Consider the following 25,563-nt stretch of genomic DNA (forward strand, 5'->3'; position numbering starts at 1 on the left):
TATTTGGAGTTGAAAACTATTAGAATGACTACTGCTCAAGCTTTAGTTAAGTTTCTTAACCAACAATATGTTGAAGTTGATGGAAAACAAGAAAGATTTGTTAAAGGTATCTTCACTATATTCGGTCATGGTAATGTTCTAGGATTAGGACAGGCTTTAGAAGAAGAAGCAGGAGAATTAGAAGTTTACCAAGGACGTAATGAGCAGGGAATGGCTCAAGCTGCAATTGGTTTTGCAAAGCAAAAACATAGAAAACAAATTTGTGCATGTACTTCATCAGTTGGTCCAGGAGCTGCAAACATGGTAACGGCAGCTGCAACAGCTACTGCCAATAATATACCAGTTTTGCTATTGCCAGGAGATACATTTGCAACAAGACAACCTGACCCAGTATTGCAGCAAATAGAACAAATACAAGATTTATCAATAACGACTAATGATGCTTTCAGAGCAGTTAGCAAGTATTGGGATAGAGTTAACAGACCTGAGCAGCTTATGACGGCAATGATAAATGCTATGAGAGTATTAACTGATCAAGCTAATACTGGTGCTGTAACAATTGCGCTTCCTCAAGATGTACAAGGAGAAGCATATGATTTTCCAGAGTACTTCTTTAGAAAACGTATTCACAGAATAGAAAGAAGACCTGCAGCAGTAGAAGCTATAAGGGATGCAGTTGAATTAATAAAGAGTAAAAAGAAACCATTAATTATCTGTGGTGGGGGAGTAAGATACTCAGAAGCAGCAGAAGCATTAAAGAAATTTACTGAAAAATTCAACATACCATTTGGCGAAACACAGGCTGGAAAGAGTGCAGTAGAATGGGACTATCCATTAAATTTAGGGGGAGTAGGAGTTACGGGTAACTTAGCTGCAAACCTAATAGCTAAAGATGCAGATTTAGTAATTGGAGTAGGTACAAGATTCACTGACTTTACAACAGCTTCAAAAGGATTATTCCAAAATCCAGATGTAGATTTCTTAACAATAAATGTATCTGAATTCCATGCAGGTAAATTGGATGCTGTAAAGGTTGTAGCTGATGCTAAGGCTGCATTAGAAGCTATACAAGAAGAATTGGAAAAGGAAGAATATAAATCAGCGTACATCAATGAAATAAAAGAAGCTAAGGATAAATGGTTAGCTGAATTAGATAGATTATCAAAGATAGAATATAAAGAAGATGGCTTTACTCCTGAAATAGCAGGACATCTTGATGAAGTTTTAGGTGAATTCTATAAAGACACAGGCTCTTGCTTAACTCAAACAAAAGTACTTGGAGAATTGAATAAGCTTATAGATGAGGATTCAATAGTTGTAGGAGCTGCAGGAAGTTTACCAGGAGACCTTCAAAGAGTATGGTGTCCAAAGAAACCAAACACATATCACATGGAATATGGTTATTCTTGCATGGGATATGAAATTGGAGCAGCATTGGGTACTAAAATAGCTGAACCTGATAAAGAAGTATACACTATGCTAGGAGATGGAAGTTATTTAATGCTTCACTCTGAATTAGTAACAAGTATACAAGAAAGAAAAAAAATAAATGTAGTATTATTTGATAACTCTGGTTTCGGATGCATAAACAACCTTCAAATGGGCAACGGTATGGGCAGCTTCGGAACAGAATTCAGATATAGAAATCCAGAAACAGGAAAGTTAAATGGAGATTTGATGCACTTGGATTTTGCTATGAGTGCAGCAGGTTATGGAGTAAAAACTTATACAGTAAAAACAATGGAAGAATTAAGAGCAGCTGTAGAAGATGCTAAAAAACAAACTGTTTCAACTTTAATTGATATAAAAGTATTACCTAAAACAATGACAAATGGATATGAATCATGGTGGCATGTTGGAGTAGCAGAAGTTTCAAAAAGTGAAAAAATACAAGCTGCATATAAAGACAATCAGGAAAATTTAAACAAAGCTAGAAAATATTAATAAAGAATTGCCAAATCTGTTTAAAATTTACCATAAGGGTTAAGAAAAACAGAGTAAATATAAACTATATTTTAATAGTAAAGGAGTATAAGATTATGTTAAAAGTTGGTATTATTGGTGCAGGAAGAATAGGAAAGGTTCATACTGAAAGTATAACTAAATATGTTCCAAATGCTGAAGTTAAAGCTATTGCTGATCCATTTATGAATGATGCAACTACAGAATGGGCTAAATCAATGGGAGTTAAAGAAATATATAAGGACTATAAAGAAATATTAAAAGATGAAGAAATTGAAGCAGTACTAGTTTGTTCTTCAACAAATACTCACTCACAAATATCAATAGAAGCTCTTCAAGCTGGAAAACATGTTTTCTGTGAGAAACCAGTTGACCATAATCTTGAAAGAATCAAAAAAGTTTTGGATGAAGTTAAAGAATCAGGTAAGAAATTTCAAGTTGGATTTAATAGAAGATTTGACCACAACTTCAGAGCTATTAAAGAAGCTGTTCAAGCTGGAAAAATTGGAGAGCCACATATAATCAGAGTTACTTCAAGAGATCCAGAAGCTCCTCCAGCAGAATACGTAAAGGTTTCAGGAGGAATATTCTTAGATATGACAATTCATGATTTTGATATGGTTAGATATCTTTCAGGAAGCGAAGTAGAAGAAGTATATGCTGCAGGAACTGTTCTTGTTGACCCTGCAATAGGAGAAGCTGGAGATATAGATACTGCAATAATAACTTTAAAATTTGCCAATGGAGCTTTAGGAGTAATAGATAACAGTAGACGTGCAGCTTACGGATATGACCAAAGAGCAGAAGTATTTGGATCAAAAGGATCAGTAGCTACTGCTAACGATGCTTCTTCAACAGCTGTATTAAGCACTGAGGAAGGAATTGTTTCAGAAAAACCTTTATATTTCTTCTTAGAAAGATATATGCAATCATTTGCTGAAGAAGTAAGACAATTTGTTGATGCAATTGTAAATGATACTGAAGTTCCTGTAAATGCTAATGATGGTTTACAACCAGTATTGATCGGATTAGCTGCTAAGAAATCATTAGAAGAAGGAAGACCAGTAAAACTTTCTGAATTTAAATTCTAAATTAAATTTAAATCTTAATACAATCTTTCCATTAAGTTTGTATATGGAAAGATTGTAACAAGGTAGTAATAGCTTAAAAAATTTGTGAATGTAGAAGGGGAGATAAAATATGTTTAATAAAGATACTGTTAAATTAGGAATAGCACCTATCGCATGGACAAACGACGATATGCCTGAATTAGGAAGTGAAAATACTTTTGAGCAGTGTGTAAGTGAAATGGCTCTAGCAGGATTTACAGGTTCAGAAGTAGGTAATAAATATCCAAGAGACACTAAAGTTTTAAAGAAAGCTTTAGAACTTAGAGGAATGAAAATAGCTAGTGCTTGGTTCAGTGCTTTCTTAACAACTAAACCTCTTCAAGAAACAGTAGATGCTTTTATTCAGCACAGAGATTTCTTACATGAAATGGGAGCAAAAGTTGTAGTTATATCAGAACAAGGTCACAGTATTCAAGGAATGATGGATACTCCAATCTTTGATAAAAAACCAGTATTTACTGATGAAGAATGGAGCAAATTAGCTGAAGGATTAAATAAATTAGGTGAATTGGCACAAGAAAAAGATATGAAGGTTGTTTACCATCACCATATGGGAACAGGTGTACAAACTACTGCAGAAATAGATAAGCTTATGGAAATGACAAACCCTGATTTAGTATATTTACTATTTGATACAGGACATCTAGTGTTCTCTGGAGAAGATCACTTAGCAGTATTAAAGAAATATGTAAATAGAATTAAGCATGTACATTTAAAAGATATTAGATCAGAAATAGTTGAAGGGGTAAAAGAACAAAAAATGAGCTTCTTACAAGCTGTTAAAGCTGGTGCATTCACAGTTCCAGGAGATGGATGCATAGATTTTGAACCAGTGTTCAAAGTTTTAGCTGAAAACAACTATGAAGGATATCTTTTAGTTGAAGCTGAGCAGGACCCAGTAAAAGCTAATCCACTTGAATACGCTATAAAAGCAAGAAAATATATCAGAGAAAAAGCAGGTATTTAATTATATAAAAATGATAGCAGAATATTGAAAGATAAACGTCAAATCTTTTTAAAATAAGGATTTGACGTTTATTTTTTATGAAACTATAATAGAATTTGTTTTTTGGGAATTAAACAAACTAATTATGTTATAATACTATTAGGTCAATTGACCTAATAGTATTATAACATAATTAGCTATAAGCTAATAAACTGGAGGTTTATATGAAAAAGATACCTTATGGGATATCAAATTTTGAAAGGTTAATAGAAGAAAACTATCTTTATGTGGATAAAACTAAATACATAGAAATATTAGAAAATTATGCACCATATCAATTTTTCATACGTCCAAGAAGGTTTGGGAAAAGTCTTTTTATATCAATGATGGAAAATTATTATGATGTAAATAAAAAAGATAAATTTGAAAAGCTCTTTGGAAATGTTTACATAGGTGAAAATCCTACAGAGGAAAAAAATAAATATTTAGTTCTGTCATTAAGCTTCTCAGGTATTACTACAAATATAAATAAGGAAATTTTTGTAGAGGAATTTAATTATGAAGTTGTAAGTAAAGTAAGACATTTCATAAAAAAGTATAATCCTATATTAAACACTAATGAGATGCCTAAAGATATAGATACTGCTAACAAGGCTCTTAAATATATAATTCAATTAAGTGAAAGTGTAGGAGAAAAGATATTAGTTTTAATAGATGAATATGATAATTTTGCAAATGATTTAATCAATGCAAATAAGGATTTATATTATGAACTAATAGCAGGAGAAGGTTATGTAAGAACTTTTTATAAAACTATTAAAGAAGGAACTATGACTTCTATATCAAAAATTTTCATGACAGGAGTAAGTCCAATAATGCTTGATGACTTAACCAGTGGGTTCAATATAACAGAAAATTTAACTATGAACCCTAGTTTAAATGAAGTATTAGGGTTTACTGAAGAAGAAGTTATGTATATGCTAAGGGAATATAAAGTTCATGAATTTACAAATATAAATGAAGTGATTTCAGATATGAGAAGATATTATAATGGATATCTTTTTAGTAGAAAAGGTAAAAATAGAATTTATAATTCGGATATGACATTGTATTTTATAAAACACTTAATTAATAATTATGAATATCCTTATGAAATGATAGACAATAATGTAAAAACTGATTACGGAAGAGTAAATAAAATTGCACTGAATTTTGAAGATGAAAAAGCCATAGAAGATATAATAAAGGAAGAAACTCTAGTATCAAGAATAGTAGATAGATTTAACCTTGAAACTATGTTTAATAATAAAGAAAATTTCATATCTCTTCTCTATTATTTAGGAATGCTTACAATAAAGCAATCCTTAGGCTATGAAACAGAGCTTTGCATTCCAAACCACGTTATAAAGGAAATATTTTGGGATCAATTTTTAGAAAAATTGAGAGCTGATATAAAAATAGATAACAGGGAGATAATGGACAGTATATCTAAAATGCAAAAGCAGGGTGAGATAGAAGATTTTATAGAGTGTCTTAAAGATATACTTGAAAAACTATCCAACAGAGACCTTCAGAATTTTGATGAAAAATATATTAAGGTTATAATGCTGACCCTTTTAAATATGAATAAAATGTATGTTGCAGACAGTGAAAGAGAGGTACAAAAAGGATATATAGATATACTTCTTACAAAGGCTGTTCAGTATAGAGAATATGTAGATTATGAATGGATAATAGAACTTAAGTATTTAAAAGAAAGCGAAAGAAATAAACTTGATGAAGTAAAGCAGCAAGGATTAAAGCAGCTTAACGGTTATGAACAGAGCTATCAAATGGAACGGGGTTTTGATGGACAAAAGGTGAAGAAAGCTTTAGTTATTTGTATTGGCAAGAAAGATATATATGTAGAGAATTTGTAGAATAAACCTTCTTAAGAATTTTAAAATGAAAATTCTTAAGAAGGTTTTTGATTCTTCAATTCTAGTTATCAATCTTCATTTAGAATATCAATAAACTTGTCCACAAGTATTGGATCAAATTGTATTCCAGCACATCTTTTAAGCTCTGCTACAGCAGTTTCCTTTTTTAATGCTTTTCTGTAAGGGCGATCATTGGTCATTGCATCATAAGCATCTACAATAGAAAGTATTCTGCATTGAATAGGTATATCATCGCCTTTTAAACCAACGGGGTATCCTTCACCATTCCACCATTCGTGATGTTTGAAAATCCAATCAGAAATGTGCATAAGGTCTGGGGAAGATTTAGCAATACGATATCCTATTTCTGTATGTTTTTTCATTTCAGAAGCTTCTTCTTCATTAAGCTTGCCAGGTTTGAAAAGTATAGCATCTGAAATACCTACTTTCCCTATATCATGGAATTGTGCCAGCAAAGACATATCGTTAATTTCAGCATCAGACATGCCTACTGATTCAGCCAATTTACTTGCAAGCTCTTGTAAACGCTCACCGTGTCCTTCAGTAATAAAATCACGTGCTTCCAGCATTTTCATCAATACCTGAACAATTTCGCTTTTGGTACTCTGATGATTATGAAGCTTTTCACGATACATATAATTATCAGCTTCTTTAAACATTTCATTTAAATTTTTATAGTCTTTTTTGTATATTTCATAACCAAAAGAAATACTAAAAGGAACTAGGTTATTACTGCTATTTACATGTTCAATATTTTTATTTATATTTGTTTTTATTTTTTTTATTTCTTCTTGTGAAGTATTATTCATTAAAATACCAAATTCGTCTCCACCTATTCTTGCAATTACATCTTGTTTCCTAAAGCAAGAACGCAGTATATTCGCAACAGTACATAGATATTCATCTCCTACAGAATGACCAAGAGTGTCATTAACCAATTTAAGACCGTCAAGATCACATATAACCATTGCAAAATTGGATAAATCTTCTGTTTCATTTTCATATATTTTTAGTTTGTTTTCAAAATAATTTCTATTGTTAAGACCAGTTAAATTATCATGCATACTCATTTCGTATATACGATTGGCTGTGTTTTTACCTTCAGTTATATCTCTAACTATCACCATTATGCTATTTGCATCACATTGTACAAAACGTGCTTCAAAATGATGAATTTCATCATGTAAATTCAGTGAATATTCTTCAATTTGAGTTTCACCAGTTTTAAATAGATTAGCTATGCTTTTCATAAATTTACCAGTTAATTCCATTGCAAATATATCACTAAGAGATTTTCCAATAAATTCTTTAGGGGAAACATAAAACTCTTTAACATTTTCATGGTGATAATCAAGAAATATTCCATCAGGACTAATTACAAAAACCATATCAGGAAGTGCTTTAAATAATGCCTTAATTCTATTTTCACTATTCTTTAGTTGGTCAATAAGCTTTGTCAACTGAGAGGTTTTTTGTTTAACCTTTTTATTAAGCATTCTATTTAAAATAACAAGCAAAAGTATTACACTAATAATGATAATTGATACAATTATCATATAATTCATAAATTCAGCACTTATAGGAGGAGTGCCTAACCATTTTTCATCAATTTGCTTATATTCTGAAGATGAAATTAATGAAAAACCATTTTCAATAATATTTAATAGGTTAGTATTTCCTTTTCTGACTGCTCTATGAAACTCTCCATTATATAATGGGGCAGAGTAGTTGAAATTGTCTTTTATATTTGTTTTGTATATATAGTAAAGGGCAGAAGGTTTATCCATAATAAAAGTAACTATTTCATGGTTTTTAGCAGCATCAATTATAGCTTTATAACTGTCAAATTCTTTAAAATCAGTAATGCCTTTTTCTTTAAGAAAATGTACACTATAATCACCTTTTTTAACAGCCACAGAAAAACCTTTTAGGGTTTCAACACCATTTATTCCTGAAATATTTTTATTAAAGAAAACAGGTACTTGTGTTTCTGCATATGGTTTTGAAAAATCATATATTTGTGCTCGCTTTTCATTAGGAAAAATTCTATCTATTACATCAAATTGACCTCTTTCCATAAGCTTTTGAGCTTTATCCCAATTCATTGCATGAATTTCAACTTTTATGCCTGTTTTCATTTCAAAAAGTTTCCATTGATCTATTGTGATACCTTGCAGGTGTCCACTGCTGTCTTTAAATACATAAGGTGGGCAATCATCATCCATAACTACTTTTATTGTATTAATTTTTTTATAGGAATCTGATTCAAAATTGTAATTAAAGGAACAATTAATAAGTAATGAGAGTATCAATATACATAAAAATAAAGATTTTCTAATAAAAGCATTCATAACATTTCCTCATTTCATTGATATCATAAAAAGTATTTACCTTAATTTTACACTAAAAAAAGATAAATTTCTACAAAAAATGATTCTAAGTAGTTATAAATTTCTAAAATAGCAAGATAGTTGGTGGAATGTTGAGATTTGAAAAATAATAATATAGAAAGTATATTAGTGAAAAAAGTAGTAAAGTAATACATTAAAGTTAAAAAAAGATTAAATGGTTTTTATATGAAAAATATGTTTATTTTTAACTAAAAATGTGATAAAATCTCAGTGTCGGTATTCAGTATGAAACTGAACTTTTACCAAAAAATTTATATTAAAAGACTTACATCCATTAATTGGAGTAAGAACGGAGGGATTATCATGTCAGAAAAAGTTTTATCAGGATCAAAAATCAAAACAAGACAAATCACTGTAATAGGTATGCTGTTTGCAATAACTATTGTACTTGGTGCTACAGGGTTAGGATTCATTCCTATTGGACCACTAAAATTGACAATAATGCATATACCTATAATTATAGCGTCAATACTTGAAGGTCCTATAGTTGGTGCTATAAATGGACTGCTATTTGGTATTTTCAGTATGATACAAGCTATTAATACTCCAACACCAGTTTCATTTATATTTTTAAATCCTATAGTAGCAGTACTTCCAAGAATACTTATAGGAGTAACGCCATACTATACTTATAAACTAATGAAGACAAAACTGGAAAAAGTAAATTTAGGATTTTCTATTTTGGTTGGTTCTTTTACGAATACTATTGGAGTAATGGGATTAATATATATTTTATATATAGATGAATATGCTAAAGCACTGCATATGTCTCACAGCTTAGCAGTTAAAACTATAGTAGGCTATATTTTAAATGGTTTTGTATCTGGGTCGGCAGCAGTTTTAATATCAATGCCAATAATCTTGGCAGTAAGAAAAATTAGAAAATAATCCTACAGAAAGTAACAAGCTGAGAATATTATGGAAATTTAAGAATATAGGAATTTAGGAATAAACCTTCTTAAGAATTTTGAAATAAAAATTCTTGGGAAGGTTTTTTTATAAAAATATATAAAAGTAACTTTTTTTATCAAAGCCACCTCTGGCTTTTTTTACTATAATGTTCCACGACATACTGTTTTTTAGAGCATCCATTTTATATTATTTGATATCTATTTCCTACTGGATTAACCTCTATATTCTAAGTAACTGATTGAAAATAAAAGAATATTATATTATAAGGTTGAACTTTAGATAAATAAATTCAAAAGCGTGGGGGTCAACTGAAATGACAATTAAAATAAAAAAGAAAAATTATACAAAAGATGATAATTCAATAGGAAAAATATCTGAAGAAAAGAAGAATCAGGTTTATGAGATACTAAAAAGTATTCCAAGTACTTTTATTTATAATGAAGGTCAGGTAGATTCAAAAGTTAAGTACTATATAAAGGGCAGCAGCTGTGGAATTTACTTTACTCAAGAAGAAGTAGTATTAACCTTCCTTCATGGAAAATCACAAAAAGACAAAATGAATTCTGAAGAAATGATTTGTACGGCATTTCATTTGCAGTTTGCAGGAGCTAACTCTGATGTGAGAATTGAAGGAGAGAATAAGTGCAAAGGAACAGTTAATTACTTTAAAGGAAATGACTCTTCAAAATGGCATACACAAATAGCTACTTATGAAAAGATAATATACAAAGAATTATGGTCAGGTGTAGACTTAGTGTTTTACGGCATGAATGGGGAACTAAAATATGATTTCATTTTACAACCAGGAGCATCTGTAGAAGATATTGGATTTATTTATAAAGGTTGTGATGAAATAGATATAGATGAAAAAGGAAATCTTATAATTGGAAATAAATTTGGCGTGATAATAGATGAGAAACCTATAAGTTATCAGCAGATTGATAATAAAAAAATAATGGTGGAGAGTAACTTTGTCTTAAAGAAAAAAGAAAATAACAAAAGTGTTTATGGATTTAAAATAAGTGATAATTATAATCCAGATTATTCTGTTATTATAGATCCGCAAATACTTTATTCCAGCTATCTAGGAGGAAGTGGTGATGATTATGGTTATGGTATAGCAGTAGATAATGCAGGAAATGTGTATGTAACGGGAAGAACTTATTCATCAGATTTTCCAACAGACAATGGCTTTGATACAATGTTAAAAGGAAGTACAGATGCATTTGTAACAAAGATAGATGGAATACCATCTATAGTATACTCCAGTTATCTAGGAGGAAGTGGTAGTGATTATGGTTATAGGATAGCTGTAGATAATGGAGGAAACGTGTATGTAACGGGAGCAACTTATTCATTAGATTTTCCTACAGATAACGGCTTTGATACACATTACAATGGAAATGGAGATGTATTTGTAACAAAGATAGATTCAGTACCATCTATAGTATACTCCAGTTATTTAGGCGGAAGTGGTGTTGATTGGGGGAATAGTATAGTAGTAGATAATGTAGGAAATGTGTATGTAACTGGATATACTAGTTCAGTAGATTTTCCAACAGATAACGGTTTTGATACAAATTTAAGCGGAAATGGAGATGTATTTGTAACAAAGATAGATGTAACACCATCTATAGTATACTCCAGCTATTTAGGCGGAAGTAGTTGGGATTATGGATGGGGTATAGCAGTAGATAATGAAGGAAATGTGTATGTAACGGGACATACTTATTCAACAGATTTTCCAACAGATAATGGTTTTGATACAACATTAAAAGGAAGTAGAGATGTATTTGTAACAAAGATAGATTCAACACCATCTATAGTATATTCCAGCTATCTGGGAGGAAGTAGTAGTGATTATGGTTATGGTATAGCAGTAGATAATGAAGGAAATGTGTATGTAACGGGATTCACTTATTCATCAGATTTTCCAACAAATAATGGCTTTGATACAAATTTAAGTGGAAGTGTAGATGCATTTGTAACAAAGATAGATGGAACACCATCTATAGTATACTCCAGCTATCTAGGAGGAAGTGATAGGGATTATGGAAGGGGTATAGCAGTAGATAATGGAGGGAATGTGTATGTAACGGGATATACTGAGTCATCAGATTTCCCAATAGATAATGGTTTTGGTACAACCTTAAAAGGAAGTGTAGATGCATTTGTAACAAAGATAGATTCAACACCATCTATAGTATATTCCAGTTATCTGGGAGGAAGCAGTAGTGATGAAGGCTGGGGTATAGCAGTAGATGATGCAGGAAATGTGTATGTAACGGGAGAGACTTCATCTAAAGATTTTACTATTTATAATGCCTTTGATACTGATTCAAGTAGAGATGAGGTATTTGTTACTAAGATAGGAGAAGGAATAATTGAAATAAATAATGTAACCATTACTGGTATGGTAGTTAATGGAACTTTAATTAAGTAAAATTTTGGGGGGTTAACTGAAATGACAATTAAAATAAAAAAGAAAAATTATACAAAAGATGATAATTCCCTAGGTAAAATATCTGAAGAAAAGAAGAATCAGGTTTATGAGATACTAAAAAGTATTCCAAGTACTTTTATTTATAATGAAGGTCAGGTAGATTCAAAAGTTAAGTACTATATAAAGGGTGGCAGCTGTGCAATTTACTTTACTCAAGAAGAAGTAGTGTTAACTTTCCTTCATGAAAAATTACCCAAAGACAAAATGAACTCTGAAGAAATGATTTGTACGGTCTTTCATTTACAGTTTGCAGGAGCTAACTCTGATGTGAGAATTGAAGGAGAGAATAAGTGTAAAGGAACAGTAAATTACTTTAAAGGAAATGACTCTTCAAAATGGCATACACAAATAGCTACTTATGAAAAGATAGTATACCAAGAATTATGGTCAGGTGTAGACTTAGTATTTTACGGTATGAATGGGGAACTAAAATATGATTTTATTTTACAACCAGGAGCATCTGTAGAAGATATTGGATTTATTTATAAAGGTTGTGATGAAATATCTATAGATGAAAAAGGAAATCTTATAATTGAAAATGAATTTGGTGTGATAATAGATGAGAAACCTATAAGTTATCAGCAGATTGATAATAAAAAAATAATGGTGGAGAGTAACTTTGTCTTAAAGAAAAAAGAAAATAACAAAAGTGTTTATGGATTTAAAATAAGTGATAATTATAATCCAGATTATTCTGTTATTATAGATCCGCAAATACTTTATTCCAGCTATCTAGGAGGAAGTGGTGATGATTATGGTTATGGTATAGCAGTAGATAATGCAGGAAATGTGTATGTAACGGGAAGAACTTATTCATCAGATTTTCCAACAGACAATGGCTTTGATACAATGTTAAAAGGAAGTACAGATGCATTTGTAACAAAGATAGATGGAATACCATCTATAGTATATTCTAGCTATCTGGGAGGAAATGGTAGTGATTATGGTTATAGTATAGCTGTAGATAATGGAGGAAACGTGTATGTAACGGGAACAACTTATTCATCAGATTTTCCAACAGATAATGGGTTTGATACAACCTTAAAAGGAAGTGTAGATGCATTTGTAACAAAGATAGATGGAGCACCATCTATAGTATACTCCAGCTATTTAGGCGGAAGTGGTGATGATTGGGGAAATAGTATAGCCGTAGATAATCTAGGCCATGTGTATGTAACGGGATATACTAGTTCAGTAGATTTTCCTACAGATAATGGCTTTGATACACATTACAATGGAAATGGAGATGTATTTGTAACAAAGATAGATGGAGTACCGTCTATAGTATATTCCAGCTATTTAGGAGGAAGTAGTTGGGATTATGGAATGGGTATAGCAGTAGATAATGTAGGCAATGTGTATGTAACGGGAATAACTAGTTCATCAGATTTTCCAACAGATAATGGTTTTGATACAACCCTAAAAGGAAGTAGAGATGCATTTGTAACAAAGATAGATGGAGCACCATCTATAGTGTATTCCAGCTATTTAGGAGGAAGTAGTATTGATTATGCTTATGGTATAGCAGTAGATAATGCAGGAAATGTGTATGTAACAGGAGAAACTGATTCAGCAGATTTTCCAATAGATAACGGCTTTGATACAACATTAAAAGGAGGTGTAGATGCATTTGTAACAAAGATAGATGGAACACCATCTATAGTATATTCCAGCTATCTAGGAGGAAGTGATAGGGATTATGGAATTGGTATAGCAGTAGATAATGGAGGAAATGTGTATGTAACGGGATATACCCAGTCAACAGATTTTCCAACAGATAATGGCTTTGATACAACCTTAAAAGGAAGTAGAGATGCATTTGTAACAAAGATAGATTCAATACCATCTATAGTATATTCCAGCTATTTAGGAGGAAGTGATATTGATTCTGGTAATAGTATAGCAGTAGATAATGGAGGAAATGTGTATGTAACGGGAGATACTGCGTCATCAGATTTCATAATATATGATGCTTTTGATACAGAATTAAGTGGATATTATGGTGCATTTGTAACAAAGATAGGAGAAGGAATAATTAAAATAAATAATGTAACCATTACTGGTATGGTAGTTAAGTAAAATTTTATTGAAATAAGTTATAAAGAGCAGATGCGGATGGTGTATCTGCTCTTTATGCATTAATCGCTGTATTCTAAGTAACTGATTGAAAATAAAAGAATATTATATTATAAGGTTGAGCTTTAGATAAATAAATTCAAAAGTGTGGGGGTTAACTGAAATGACAATTAGAATAAAAAAGAAGTATTATACAAAAGATGATAATTCCCTAGGTAAAATATCTGAAGAAAAGAAGAATCAGGTTTATGAGATACTAAAAAGTATTCCAAGTACTTTTATTTATAATGAAGGTCAGGTAGATTCAAAAGTTAAGTACTATATAAAGGGCAGCAGCTGTGCAATTTACTTTACTCAAGAAGAAGTAGTGTTAACTTTCCTTCATGAAAAATTACCAAAAGACAAAATGAACTCTGAAGAAATGATTTGTACGGTCTTTCATTTACAGTTTGCAGGAGCTAACTCTGATGTGAGAATTGAAGGAGAGAATAAGTGCAAAGGAACAGTTAATTACTTTAAAGGAAATGACTCTTCAAAATGGCATACACAAATAGCTACTTATGAAAAGATAATATACAAAGAATTATGGTCAGGTGTAGACTTAGTGTTTTACGGCATGAATGGGGAACTAAAATATGATTTCATTTTACAACCAGGAGCATCTGTAGAAGATATTGGATTTATTTATAAAGGTTGTGATGAAATATCTATAGATGAAAAAGGAAATCTTATAATTGAAAATGAATTTGGTGTGATAATAGATGAAAAGCCTATAAGTTATCAGCAGATTGATGATAAAAAAATAATGGTGGAGAGTAACTTTGTTTTAAAGAAAAAAGAAAATAACAAAAGTGTTTATGGATTTAAAATAAGTGATAATTATAATCCAAATTATCCTGTTATTATAGATCCGCAAATACTTTATTCCAGCTATCTAGGAGGAAGTGGTGATGATTATGGTTATGGTATAGCAGTAGATAATGCAGGAAACGTGTATGTAACGGGATTCACTTATTCATCAGATTTTCCAACAGATAATGGCTTTGATACAAATTTAAGTGGAAGTGTAGATGTATTTGTAACAAAGATAGATGGAGCAGCATCTATAGTATATTCTAGTTATCTAGGAGGAAGTGGTAGTGATAGAGGTTATGGTATAGCAGTAGATAATGCAGGGAATGTGTATGTAACGGGAGACACTAGTTCAACAGATTTTCCAACAGATAATGGTTTTGATACAACCTTAAGTGGAGGTTTGGATGCATTTGTAACAAAGATAGATGGAGCACCATCTATAGTATACTCCAGTTATCTAGGAGGAAGTAGTTATGATTCTGGTTATGGTATAGCAGTAGATAATGCAGGAAATGTGTATGTAACGGGAGACACTAGTTCAACAGATTTTCCAACAGATAATGGTTTTGATACAGCATTAAAAGGAAGTAGCGATGTATTTGTAACAAAGATAGATGGAGCACCATCTATAGTATACTCCAGTTATCTAGGAGGAAGTGATTATGACTATGGTTATGGTATAGCAGTAGATAATGTAGGAAATGTGTATGTAACGGGAGACACTAGTTCAACAGATTTTCCAACAGATAACGGCTTTGATACAACCTTAAAAGGAAGTGTAGATGCATTTGTAACAAAGATAGATGGAACACCATCTATAGTATACTCCAGCTATTTGGGAGGAAGTAGTAATGATCATGGAATGGGTATAGCAGTAGATAATGTAGGAAATGTGTATGTAACGGGATATACTGGATCAACAGATTTTCCAACAGATAATGGTTTTGATACAACCTTAAAAGGAAGTAGCGATGCATTTGTAACAAAGATAGATGGAACACCATCTATAGTATACTCCAGCTATTTGGGTGGAAGTAGTACTGATTATGGAATGGGTATAGCAGTAGATAATGCAGAAAATGTGTATGTAACGGGATATACTGGGTCAATAGATTTTCCAACAGATAATGGTTTTGATACAACATTAAAAGGATATAGAGATGTATTTGTAACAAAAATAGATGGAGCACCATCTATAGTATACTCCAGCTATCTAGGAGGAAGTAATACTGACTATGGTAGGAGTATAGCAGTAGATAATGCAGGAAATGTGTATGTAACGGGAGAGACTGTATCTAAAGATTTTACTATTTATAATGCCTTTGATACTGATTTAAGTAGAGAGGATGCATTTGTTACTAAGATAGGAGAAGGCATGCTTGAAATAAATAATGTAACGATTACTGGTATGGTAGTTAAGGGAAAATTAATTAAGTAAAATTTTATTTAAATAATTATAAAGAGCAGATACCTAGCTGTATCTGCTCCTTATAATTAACAGGAAACAATCTATATTTTAGTGTTAACTTATTTCCCCTTCAATAGTGAGAATATATTTAACCTGTTTTGTGATTTCACAATGAGTACAAGTAGGTATATCTCCTAGAGAAAAACTAGTGATTTGTTCAGTAGCAGTATGTGGCGAAATTGGCATAGAAGTTACTGCAGAATATATTCGATTATTAGGGGCAATATTATCACGGTATATACTGAATCTTAAAGATAATGAATAAAAATAACAATTAACTTTCCATCCTACTGATACATTCAAAGAAACCAAATTACGAATATCACTAACTGTTAATGGAATTTCAGCTATTTGTACTGAGGAATGAAAGGGAATATCTAAATTGGGCTGTAAAGCTACTACTTTAAAGTCTTTAATTGTTTCTTCTGTTAAAAAAGTTAATGGCTTAGCCATTTTAAATTCCTTCTTTCAGTAAATAGGATATTTGTTTTTGTCTACATATTATTTTATGAATAGAAATATGTTTTGTTACTGAGGTCAGGAATGTAGTTATGATATAATACAAACAGATTAAAATTTTGCAGTTATGTATAATAAAATCAGTGACAAATTAATAAATTTTTTATAAATTGGTTTTTAAACAATGAATATTGATAATTGCAATATATATTAAAAAGGAAGGGTATGGTGTAATTGAAAAAATACTATCCTATAATGTTAGATATAGAAAATAAAAATTGTTTAGTTATAGGAGGCGGAAGAATTGCCTATAGAAAAACTTTATCTCTTTTAGAATGTGGCGGGAAGGTTAAAGTATTAAGCAAAAATATATCAGATGAATTTAAAATTTTAATAAATAAAGGTGAAATAGAGTATATAGAAGATAACTACAGCATAAAGTACATAGATAATGTATATATTGTATATGCAGCAACGGATAATAGAAGTATGAACAAAACAATATATGAGGACTGCAACAGAAATAATATTTTGGTAAATGTTGTAGATGAGCCCGATATATGTAACTTTATAGTTCCAGCTAAAGTTCAAAGAGGAGATTTAACAGTAGCTGTATCTACTAATGGCAAAAGTCCTATGCTGTCTAGAAGGATAAGAGAGGAACTAGAAAAAGTTTTTAATTCAAATTATGAAGATTTTTTAGATATTATGGGTGATATGAGAAGTAATGTTTTACGGGAGATAAAAGATGGAAAAAAAAGAAGAGAATTTTTTAAGGAAGTAGTATATTCTGATTTTATCGAAAGACTAACTTATGAAAACAAAGAAGAGGTTCAACAAGAGATATATGGAATTTTTGAAAAATATAAAAATCAAGATTAGGATATATAATTAAATTGTTTTTGTAAAAATGATTTACAACTATTATTATGTTTTATGGAGGTAATAATTTTGAATTTAAAGATAGCTACTAGAAAAAGCAATCTGGCTCAAGGTCAGACAGAGCTTGTCATGAATATTATAAAAGAAAAGTTTGATATAGAAAGTGAGAAGCTTCTTATTGAAACTGAAGGGGATAAAAAACTTGATGTTACATTAGATAAAATAGGAGGAAAGGGGCTTTTTGTAAAGGATATAGAAATTGCTTTAGCTGAAGGAAGAGCAGATGCGGCAGTTCACAGTATGAAAGATGTTCCTTATGAGATAAATGATATTTTTGAAATAGCGGCTATATTAAGTAGAGAGGATGTAAGAGATACCTTTGTTTCAAGTGAGGGAATGAGTTTTTTTGAACTTCCTAAGGGTGCTAAAGTAGGGACAAGCAGTAATAGAAGGGCTGCTCAAATAAAACTTATAAGACCGGATATTGAAACTGTTCCTATTAGGGGAAATGTAGAAACAAGGATAGCTAAGATGAAAACAGAAAGACTTGATGGAATTGTACTTGCGGCGGCGGGACTTAAAAGATTGAAATTGGAACATGTTATAACAAATTATTTTGATCCTGCTGAATTTCTACCAGCAGTTGGACAAGGAGCTCTTGGCATTGAGATAGTATCAAACAGTATTAATGGAGAAATATTCAGGAAATTAGATGACTTGGATGTGAGAATTTGTGTGGAAGCTGAGAGAAGCTTTATGAAAAAAATGAATGGAGGATGCCATACAGCTATTGGAGCTTATAGTTTTGTAGAAGGAGAAACAATGTATATGATAGGAACTTATCAATTAGGTGATAGACTAGTTAAAAAAGAAGTTCATGGAAATAAATCTGATTATATTAGATTAGGAGAAGAATTAGGGGCAAAAATAATTAAGGGGTAAATTGGTATAGGTTATTAATTGGAATAACCATAAAAAGGAGGAGAAAATGGCAAAAGTATATCTTATAGGAGCAGGTCCTGGAGATGAAGAACTTATGACAATAAAGGCAGTAACAGCACTTGAAGAGTGTACTGCAGTTTTATATGACAGACTTGCTGGTAATAATATTTTAAAGTATATAAATGAGAAATGTAAGGTTTTTTATTGTGGGAAAGAGCCTGGATGTCATTACAAAACTCAGGAAGAAATAAATGATATGCTTGTTTCTCTTGCAAAAGAAGGACATATAGTTGGAAGAATTAAAGGTGGAGACCCTTATGTTTTTGGAAGAGGAGGAGAAGAAGCCTTAAGGCTGTGCGAAGAGAAGATAGAATTTGAAGTTATACCTGGAATCACATCTGCTATATCCGTATTAAATTATGCAGGTATACCAGCTACACATAGAGGAATTTCTCAAAGTTTTCATGTTTTTACTGGGAAAAGTGCAGAAAAGTTGAATATAAATTGGGAGGCAGTATCAAAGCTTGAAGGTACTCTAATCTTTTTAATGGGGCTTAAAAACCTGGAAAGTATTACAAATAATTTAATCTTGATGGGAAAAGATAAGAATACCCCTTGTGCAGTTATTAGGAAAGGAACAACCTCAAAGCAAAAAAAAGTAATTGGTTCTTTAGAAGATATTACTTTTAAAGTAAAAGAAGCAGGTTTTACCTCACCGTGCATAATAGTTGTAGGAAAGGTTGTAACTTTAAGCGATAGTTTAGGTTGGTATGAGAAAAAGCCTCTATTTGGATGGAACATATGTGTTACTCGTTCAAAGGAGCAGTCAAAAGTATTAAGCAAAAGACTGCTTAAACTTGGGGCAGAGGTTACGGAAATAAATTCTATAAAGATTGAAGAGACCAGCAGTAATCTGGACAACTATATACATAAATTGCAGAGCTATGATTTTATTGTGTTTACTAGTGTGAACAGTGTGAATATATTTTTTAGTTATCTTCAGCAAAAAGAGTTTGATGTGAGAAAGATAAAAGCTAAGTTGGCAGCCATAGGACCAGCTACAGCAAGAAGTATAAAAGATAGAGGAGTAATACCGGAAATTATTGCTGAAGAGTTTGTATCAGAGGATTTGTTTGAAAAACTAAAGTGCCATGTTAAAACAGGAGATGAAATTCTTATTCCTTGTTCTAAGGATTCCAGAAAATATCTAATCAAAAACATGATTAATTTGGGATGTACTGTTGATGAAGCACATATATATTATCCTGATGCAGGTGACATAGTAAATGCTAATTCTTTTGAGAATGTAGATATTGTATTATTCACAAGTCCATCGACTGTAAGAAATATGATTAAAATGGTTGGACTTGAAAAGATAAAAGAAAAAATCTGTATTGCAATAGGACCTGTTACAGAGAAAGAACTCACAAAAAATGATATAAAGAGCTTTGTTTGTGATGATCATTCTAATGAAGGTCTTGTAAATAAGGTGATTGATATAAGTGCTGAAAGGTAGGAATAAAAGTATGTTTAGTAGAAATAGAAGATTAAGAGAAAGTAAAGCAATAAGAGATTTAGTAAGGGAGACTGTACTCACTCCAAAGGATTTTATCTATCCTGTTTTTGTAGTGGAAGGTGAAAATATAAAAGAAGAAATTCAATCTTTACCACAAAATTATCATTATTCCATAGATAGATTAACAGAGGTTATAAATGAAGTTAAAGCTGCTGGAATAAGAGGAGTTTTGGTTTTTGGTGTACCAAGTCATAAGGATGAAATAGGTTCCAGTGCATTTGATGCAAATGGGATAGTTCAGCAAGCTGTAAGGAAGATAAAGGAGATTGCTCCTGAGTTATGGGTAGTTACAGATGTATGCATGTGTCAGTATACAAGTCATGGTCACTGCGGAATAATAGAAGGAAGAAAAGTAGATAATGACAAAAGTATAGAATATTTGGCAAAGATTGCTTTATCTCATGCTGAAGCAGGAGCAGACATGGTAGCACCTTCTGATATGATGGATGGAAGAGTAATGGCTATAAGAGAAATTCTGGATAGAGAAGGATATACTCAAGTTTCCATAATGTCCTATAGTGCAAAATATTGTTCAGCTTTTTATGGACCTTTCAGAGAAGCTGCCAATTCTGCACCGCAATTTGGTGATAGAAAGACTTATCAAATGGATGTGGCAAATATAAGAGAAGCTATGAGAGAAATAGAAGATGATTTGGCAGAAGGTGCAGATATTGTAATGGTTAAACCTGCTCTTTCTTATCTTGATGTTGTAAGATGGGCAAGAGATAGATATGATGTACCAATAGCTGCTTATAGTGTTAGTGGTGAATATTCAATGGTAAAAGCAGCAGCTAAAATGGGGCTTATAGATGAAAAGGCAGTAGCCATGGAAATGCTTTTGTCAATGAAGAGAGCAGGTGCGGATATAATAATTACTTATTATGCATTAGATGCTGCTGGGTGGCTTAAATAGGAATAACCAAAAGAAGTTACCTTAAAATCGAGAACGTAGATAGATTTGTGTAAATTCAAATCTATCTACGTTCTTATATCTTAGTATTATCTTGTAAGAATAGGGTTAACCCAATCAGCATGATCAGAACTGATATTATCTCCACCATTTTCCACAACCAGCTTAAGCTGCTTTACATCATTTAAATTAACATTAATTTCTTTGCCTTCGTCACTGCCTTTAACAATTCCACTGTCATATAGAAGATTATCATCTCCATAAATCTTAAATACAACTGAGCCCGCATTTTCTGTTTCGTCATCAATACCAGCTAAACATTCAAAAGTTTTGTATTTACCATTTAAATCATAAACTATTTCGCTGTTTGCATGAGTTCCTATTCCCTTATCATATGTTTTACCATTAATTTTTATAGGGTTATTATCTATGCTTTTATTTTTATTGATTGTTCCCCAGTCAGCAGCAGCACTTATCCAGTTTAAGTCCAAAAGACTTGTTTTCTCATTGTTACCTTGTGAGTATGATATTAGTTTTGTATCCACCCAGTCAGCGTGGTCACAACTTATACCATCACCAGCATCGTCAACAATAAGCTTAAGTTCATTAATTCCTTTTATACTCACATCAACCGTATCTGCATTATCTTTTCCGGTAAGTTTTGAGGACTCATATAGAAGCTTTCCATCCCCTAATACTTTAAAGATTACTGAACCGTTCGACCCAATTTCACTATCAATACCTGCAAGTGAAGTGAATCTGTCATAATTTCCTTTTAGTTCATAAATAATTTCACTATTTGCATGAGTTCCTATACCTTTTTCATATTTCTTACCATTAATCTTTAAAGGATTGTTATCGATGCTTTTGTTTAGTTTTACATCGCCCCAACCTGATTTAGCTGATTTCCATGGAAGATTAGCAATATCAACTTCTTTAGTTGTTTTGTCATGGTCGGAGGTTTCTGAATTAAGATAAAGCTTTGCATCTGCCCAGTCAGCGTGGTCTGAACCTACACCATCTCCACCGTCTGTTACCACAAGTTTAAGTTCAGTTACATCCTTAACATCAATATCTATTTTCTCTGTTCTTTGTGAGTTATCTTTAGAAGCTTTTAAGACACCTGTTTCGTAAATCAATTTTCCATCACCGTATATGTGAAATTGAACTGAACCACAGTCTGCCTGTGCATCATCTACTCCAACAACTGCACTAAAAATAGAATATTTCTTATCTATGTTATAGATTATTTCACTTTTAGCGTGTGTTCCAAGACCTTTTTTATATTCTGTTCCAGAAAGCTTTAAAGTGTTACCCATAACACTCTTGTCTTTTCTTACACCGTCAAAGCCTGAAGTTGCAGATTGCCATTTCATATTACTTAAATAAGAATATTTGTTAGATGGAACCTCAACTTTTAAAGGTGCAGTTTTAGCAGTTGAGCCATCGGATAGTTTTTTAACTTCAAACTCTAATGTAACTGTTTCATAATCATCTGGAGGAATAATTGAACCATCCAACTTTATAACAGAAGTATTAGATGAATTTACAATATTTATTTCAAATCCTTCAGGGACGTCAGGCAATACTAATTTATTTTGTCCTATTTCAGGAGCTTTAATGGATTTTATATTTTTAGCAGCTAAAACTGCTGTATTAGCTGTCTTTGATGGTACTGTCGTTGTTATGTATTTTGTTATTGCTTTGGAACCATCTGATAGTTTTGTTATTTCAAATACTAATCCAATTAGTTCTTCTTCATCAGGAGAAGTAATGCTTCCATTTAAGCTTACTAAAGCTGGGTTGCTTGTATCATAAATTTTTATAGTAAAGCCGTCTGGAACTTCAGGCAATACTAAATTCTCCGAGTTTTTAATTAACTCTGGCAGAGAGTTTATTGCAGAAGCAACAGATTCTACAGTTTCATCTTGTGGACTTCTTCCTTTGTGAAGCATTGCATTTCCCCATACTGCATAGTCATTTCCAGAGCCATCTCCTGCATCCGTAACTACTAGTTCAAGTTGATTTTTACCAGTAACATCTATATCTATTGATTTAGAAGGGATATTATTGCCGCTTATAATTCCACTATTATAGACTTCCTTTCCATCTGCCAGTACTTTAAATTCTACTGAACCAAGGCCTTTTGAAGCATCATCCAGACCAATATCTGCTGTAAATCTTGAAAATTGATTATTTAAATCGTATATAATTGTATTGCCAGAGCTTTCAGCACGTACACCAATTCCTTTGCTATATGCAATTCTATTTATCATAAGCATACCATTACTATTATTGGAAGCACTTATATCTTTTTGGGCTTGACCATTCACAGATTTCCAGTTGATATCACTTAGGTACTCATAGCCTAACCCATTTGCTGAACTGTTTGAAGTTTCAATTGTGGCAGTATCACCAGCATTAAGAGTAACTGTAACATAGCTTATAATTTGCCCGTTAAGTTTCTTAGTTTGTGCAGTTTTAAGCTCTCCATTTACATTAAGTTTTTCATATAATCCATAGAATTGAGCTTCCCATGTTATTTGATCACCTGAATTATTTGTCATAGTTGACTTCCTTGTTCCATCATGTCTTAACTTTAAGCTATTGTTTCCAACAGGAATATTGTCTATTTGTACCCAAGGAACTTCACTTGTAAGTCGTGGTATTGTAGCTACTCTATGGTTTGGAGAATCAGCCTGTAATCCCATCATTCCACATACTGTATTTGATATACATGTAAATGCAACTTCAGGATAGATATTTCTAGATTTCATGCTTTGTTTAAGATAGTGCCAGCCAGCAGCATTTCTACCATATTTATAAAATACTTCAGGCAGATATGTTTTTGCCTCAGTACCTAGCTGCTTATCATATTCTGATTTTAAAATAAAATCAAGATACTTTTCATTTCTAGGACCCATATCTGTAATTTCCTTCATAGGCATAAAGAAACTTCCTTCATGTCCCCAGTTATCCCTATAAGTTCCGTCTTTTCTAAATCCTCTTATATATCTCTGAGTATCTTTTGAATACCACTCTTTATTAAACTTATCTCTTAAATTATTAGCCTTTTGAAGATATTTAGAAGCATTTGCCGTATCTCCTCTAGCCTCAAGAACCTTTGAGTAAGCTAATAAAGCTTGGTATTGGCAGCCTGCAGAGTCACCTGCTTCTATAAATTTGTCTGAATTATCTTCCCAGAGAGTAGCTAACTGTTTTGTCTCATCAGCTATTCCATTATTATTTATATCTTGATTTTCCATAAATTTCGTATGAAGGTTTGTGTGATATTGGAATATATCAGGGTCATCAACCCATTTTCTATCACCAGTCCATAGGTACTGTTCATACAGCTTTTCTCCTAATTCAAGAGGAGCGGGCAGTTCGCGCCAATCAGCATCCATATAATATGGGTCACCAAAAAAGTCGTATGACCATTTTGGCCAGTAGGGATTTGAAGTATTTTCATTGGCACCTTTTGCAAAAAGTTTTAGCATTGACCAGTTAGCATTGTCGAGACCCAGCAGATGCCCGGCTAAAGCTTGATGGCAAATATCTCTTGTGCAGAAACATTCTCTTCCATCATTCCACTCCCATTGAGGCTTATTTAAAGACTCAGGATTATGAGCATATGTACCCCAGTAGCTTTCAACTGTTGGCTTTGGATTACTACCAACAACAGATGGATCATATGTTTTTAACAGTTGGTCTGTTTTCCATATTGAACCAGGATTTGTTTCTTTGAAAGGATAATGTTCTGTTACTCTTGGGTCTTTATCGTGAAATACCCAAGGATTATCTGCTTGCGATGCATTTGCAGGAACTACTAAACTTAGAGTTCTATCCTTAGCCCATTGAAATGAGTCTTGCAGGAATTGGTTACCAGAAGTTAGTTCTATTTTTCTTTGGGCTGTATACTTTTCAATTGTACTATCTGCGGCATGCTTTTCTATTTTATTTTCATAAGCATAAGTTTGTAGCGGCAAAGCTGTAATAGAACTAGCTAGTACGAGAATAAGTAAAATTTTAGACTTTTTTAACATATTATTGCCTCCTATTCAAATAAAGTTTAAATAATATTTTAAATTTTTTAACAAACAAAAAACAGCACAGTTATATCAGCCTCTATAAATAAAATTTATAAGACAGATATAATTGTGCTGGTCTATTGTAAGCTAAGTTTAATAAACTCTCTATTAATCTGACCAAGTATTTTTGTTTTTTTATTATTTTTTAATGGTAAAAATTAAAAAATAACATCAACATTATATCATAATAATTAAAATAATAAATAATTTTTTAAAAAAAATATTTAAAATAATTCAAAAACAGGTTAAAATACACATAAGACAAAATATGTAACAAATCACCATATACAACCATATTTTAATACAAATACACAAATACACAAATATATTCAAAATAGTACTATAATTGACAAAAAATATTAATCGCTGTATAATTTAAACACAATATACCCCAAAAGTGGAAATGAAATATAACTTAAGCAATATATACAAAAATAATTAAAGCAGCTGATAAAGTAATAAAAACTATAAACAACAAAACAGTATAGAAACTACAGGGG

The 25,563-nt window shown here is 31.7% G+C and carries 15 protein-coding genes; 12 read left to right on the forward strand and 3 right to left on the reverse strand.

All coding sequences use genetic code 11. From position 1 onward, the window contains the following. Window positions 1-9 precede the first annotated feature (9 nt). From iolD to OIO11_RS02755, 4 genes are all read left to right on the forward strand, one after another. Window positions 10-1,944, forward strand: coding sequence for a 3D-(3,5/4)-trihydroxycyclohexane-1,2-dione acylhydrolase (decyclizing) (gene iolD, locus OIO11_RS02740; RefSeq protein ID WP_268069820.1), 1,935 nt, complete (start codon window positions 10-12; stop codon window positions 1,942-1,944). A gap of 95 nt (window positions 1,945-2,039) precedes the next feature. Continuing rightward, window positions 2,040-3,053, forward strand: a complete 1,014-nt coding sequence (iolG, locus tag OIO11_RS02745) for an inositol 2-dehydrogenase (protein ID WP_268069821.1) — start codon at window positions 2,040-2,042, stop codon at window positions 3,051-3,053. Between the two features lie 109 nt (window positions 3,054-3,162). Then, entirely contained in the window at window positions 3,163-4,059 is an 897-nt protein-coding gene (iolE, locus tag OIO11_RS02750; protein WP_268069822.1) for a myo-inosose-2 dehydratase, read from the forward strand. Between the two features lie 203 nt (window positions 4,060-4,262). After that, entirely contained in the window at window positions 4,263-5,957 is a 1,695-nt protein-coding gene (locus OIO11_RS02755; protein ID WP_268069823.1) for an ATP-binding protein, read from the forward strand. Between the two features lie 68 nt (window positions 5,958-6,025). Here the strand turns inward: OIO11_RS02755 and OIO11_RS02760 are convergent, their stop codons facing one another. Next, window positions 6,026-8,329 carry a diguanylate cyclase domain-containing protein gene (locus OIO11_RS02760; RefSeq protein ID WP_268069825.1) on the reverse strand — a complete coding sequence of 768 codons (2,304 nt, stop codon included), beginning with the start codon at window positions 8,327-8,329 and terminating at the stop codon, window positions 6,026-6,028. 363 nt (window positions 8,330-8,692) lie between these two features. On the opposite strand from OIO11_RS02760, the gene OIO11_RS02765 reads away from it, so the two are divergent. The 4 genes from OIO11_RS02765 (at window position 8,693) to OIO11_RS02780 (ending at window position 16,173) form a co-directional block, all read left to right on the forward strand. Continuing rightward, complete coding sequence (locus OIO11_RS02765) at window positions 8,693-9,277, forward strand: ECF transporter S component (RefSeq protein WP_268069826.1); 585 nt, start codon at window positions 8,693-8,695, stop codon at window positions 9,275-9,277. A 337-nt stretch (window positions 9,278-9,614) separates the two neighbouring features. Next, on the forward strand, window positions 9,615-11,744 hold the full coding sequence (locus OIO11_RS02770; protein ID WP_268069827.1) for an SBBP repeat-containing protein: 2,130 nt from the start codon (window positions 9,615-9,617) through the stop codon (window positions 11,742-11,744). A gap of 21 nt (window positions 11,745-11,765) precedes the next feature. Next, a complete protein-coding gene (locus OIO11_RS02775) occupies window positions 11,766-13,883 on the forward strand; it encodes an SBBP repeat-containing protein (protein ID WP_268069828.1) in 2,118 nt (705 codons plus the stop codon). Between the two features lie 160 nt (window positions 13,884-14,043). Next, the gene (locus OIO11_RS02780; RefSeq protein ID WP_268069829.1) at window positions 14,044-16,173 is read left to right on the forward strand and encodes an SBBP repeat-containing protein; all 2,130 of its coding nucleotides are present in this window, start codon (window positions 14,044-14,046) and stop codon (window positions 16,171-16,173) included. Between the two features lie 84 nt (window positions 16,174-16,257). On the opposite strand, the gene OIO11_RS02785 is transcribed toward OIO11_RS02780, so the two are convergent. Next, entirely contained in the window at window positions 16,258-16,656 is a 399-nt protein-coding gene (locus OIO11_RS02785; RefSeq protein WP_268069830.1) for a hypothetical protein, read from the reverse strand. A gap of 240 nt (window positions 16,657-16,896) precedes the next feature. Between OIO11_RS02785 and OIO11_RS02790 the strand changes: the two genes are divergently transcribed. The 4 genes from OIO11_RS02790 to hemB all read left to right on the forward strand — a co-directional run bounded on the left by OIO11_RS02790 (window position 16,897) and on the right by hemB (window position 20,975). Further along, window positions 16,897-17,544: a precorrin-2 dehydrogenase/sirohydrochlorin ferrochelatase family protein gene (locus tag OIO11_RS02790; RefSeq protein WP_268069832.1), complete on the forward strand. Its 648-nt coding sequence runs from the start codon at window positions 16,897-16,899 to the stop codon at window positions 17,542-17,544. Window positions 17,545-17,610: 66 nt separating this feature from the next. Next, window positions 17,611-18,486, forward strand: a complete 876-nt coding sequence (hemC, locus tag OIO11_RS02795) for a hydroxymethylbilane synthase (protein WP_442781209.1) — start codon at window positions 17,611-17,613, stop codon at window positions 18,484-18,486. Window positions 18,487-18,532: 46 nt separating this feature from the next. Continuing rightward, complete coding sequence (gene cobA / locus OIO11_RS02800; RefSeq protein ID WP_268069835.1) at window positions 18,533-20,002, forward strand: uroporphyrinogen-III C-methyltransferase; 1,470 nt, start codon at window positions 18,533-18,535, stop codon at window positions 20,000-20,002. Window positions 20,003-20,012: 10 nt separating this feature from the next. Further along, complete coding sequence (gene hemB / locus OIO11_RS02805; protein WP_268069836.1) at window positions 20,013-20,975, forward strand: porphobilinogen synthase; 963 nt, start codon at window positions 20,013-20,015, stop codon at window positions 20,973-20,975. A gap of 86 nt (window positions 20,976-21,061) precedes the next feature. On the opposite strand, the gene OIO11_RS02810 is transcribed toward hemB, so the two are convergent. After that, the gene (locus tag OIO11_RS02810; protein WP_268069838.1) at window positions 21,062-25,018 is read right to left on the reverse strand and encodes an NPCBM/NEW2 domain-containing protein; all 3,957 of its coding nucleotides are present in this window, start codon (window positions 25,016-25,018) and stop codon (window positions 21,062-21,064) included. Between the last annotated feature and the right edge of the window lie 545 nt (window positions 25,019-25,563).

The organism is Clostridium sp. ZS2-4 (genome assembly GCF_026719745.1).
Classification (GTDB): Bacteria; Bacillota; Clostridia; order Clostridiales; family Clostridiaceae; genus Clostridium_H.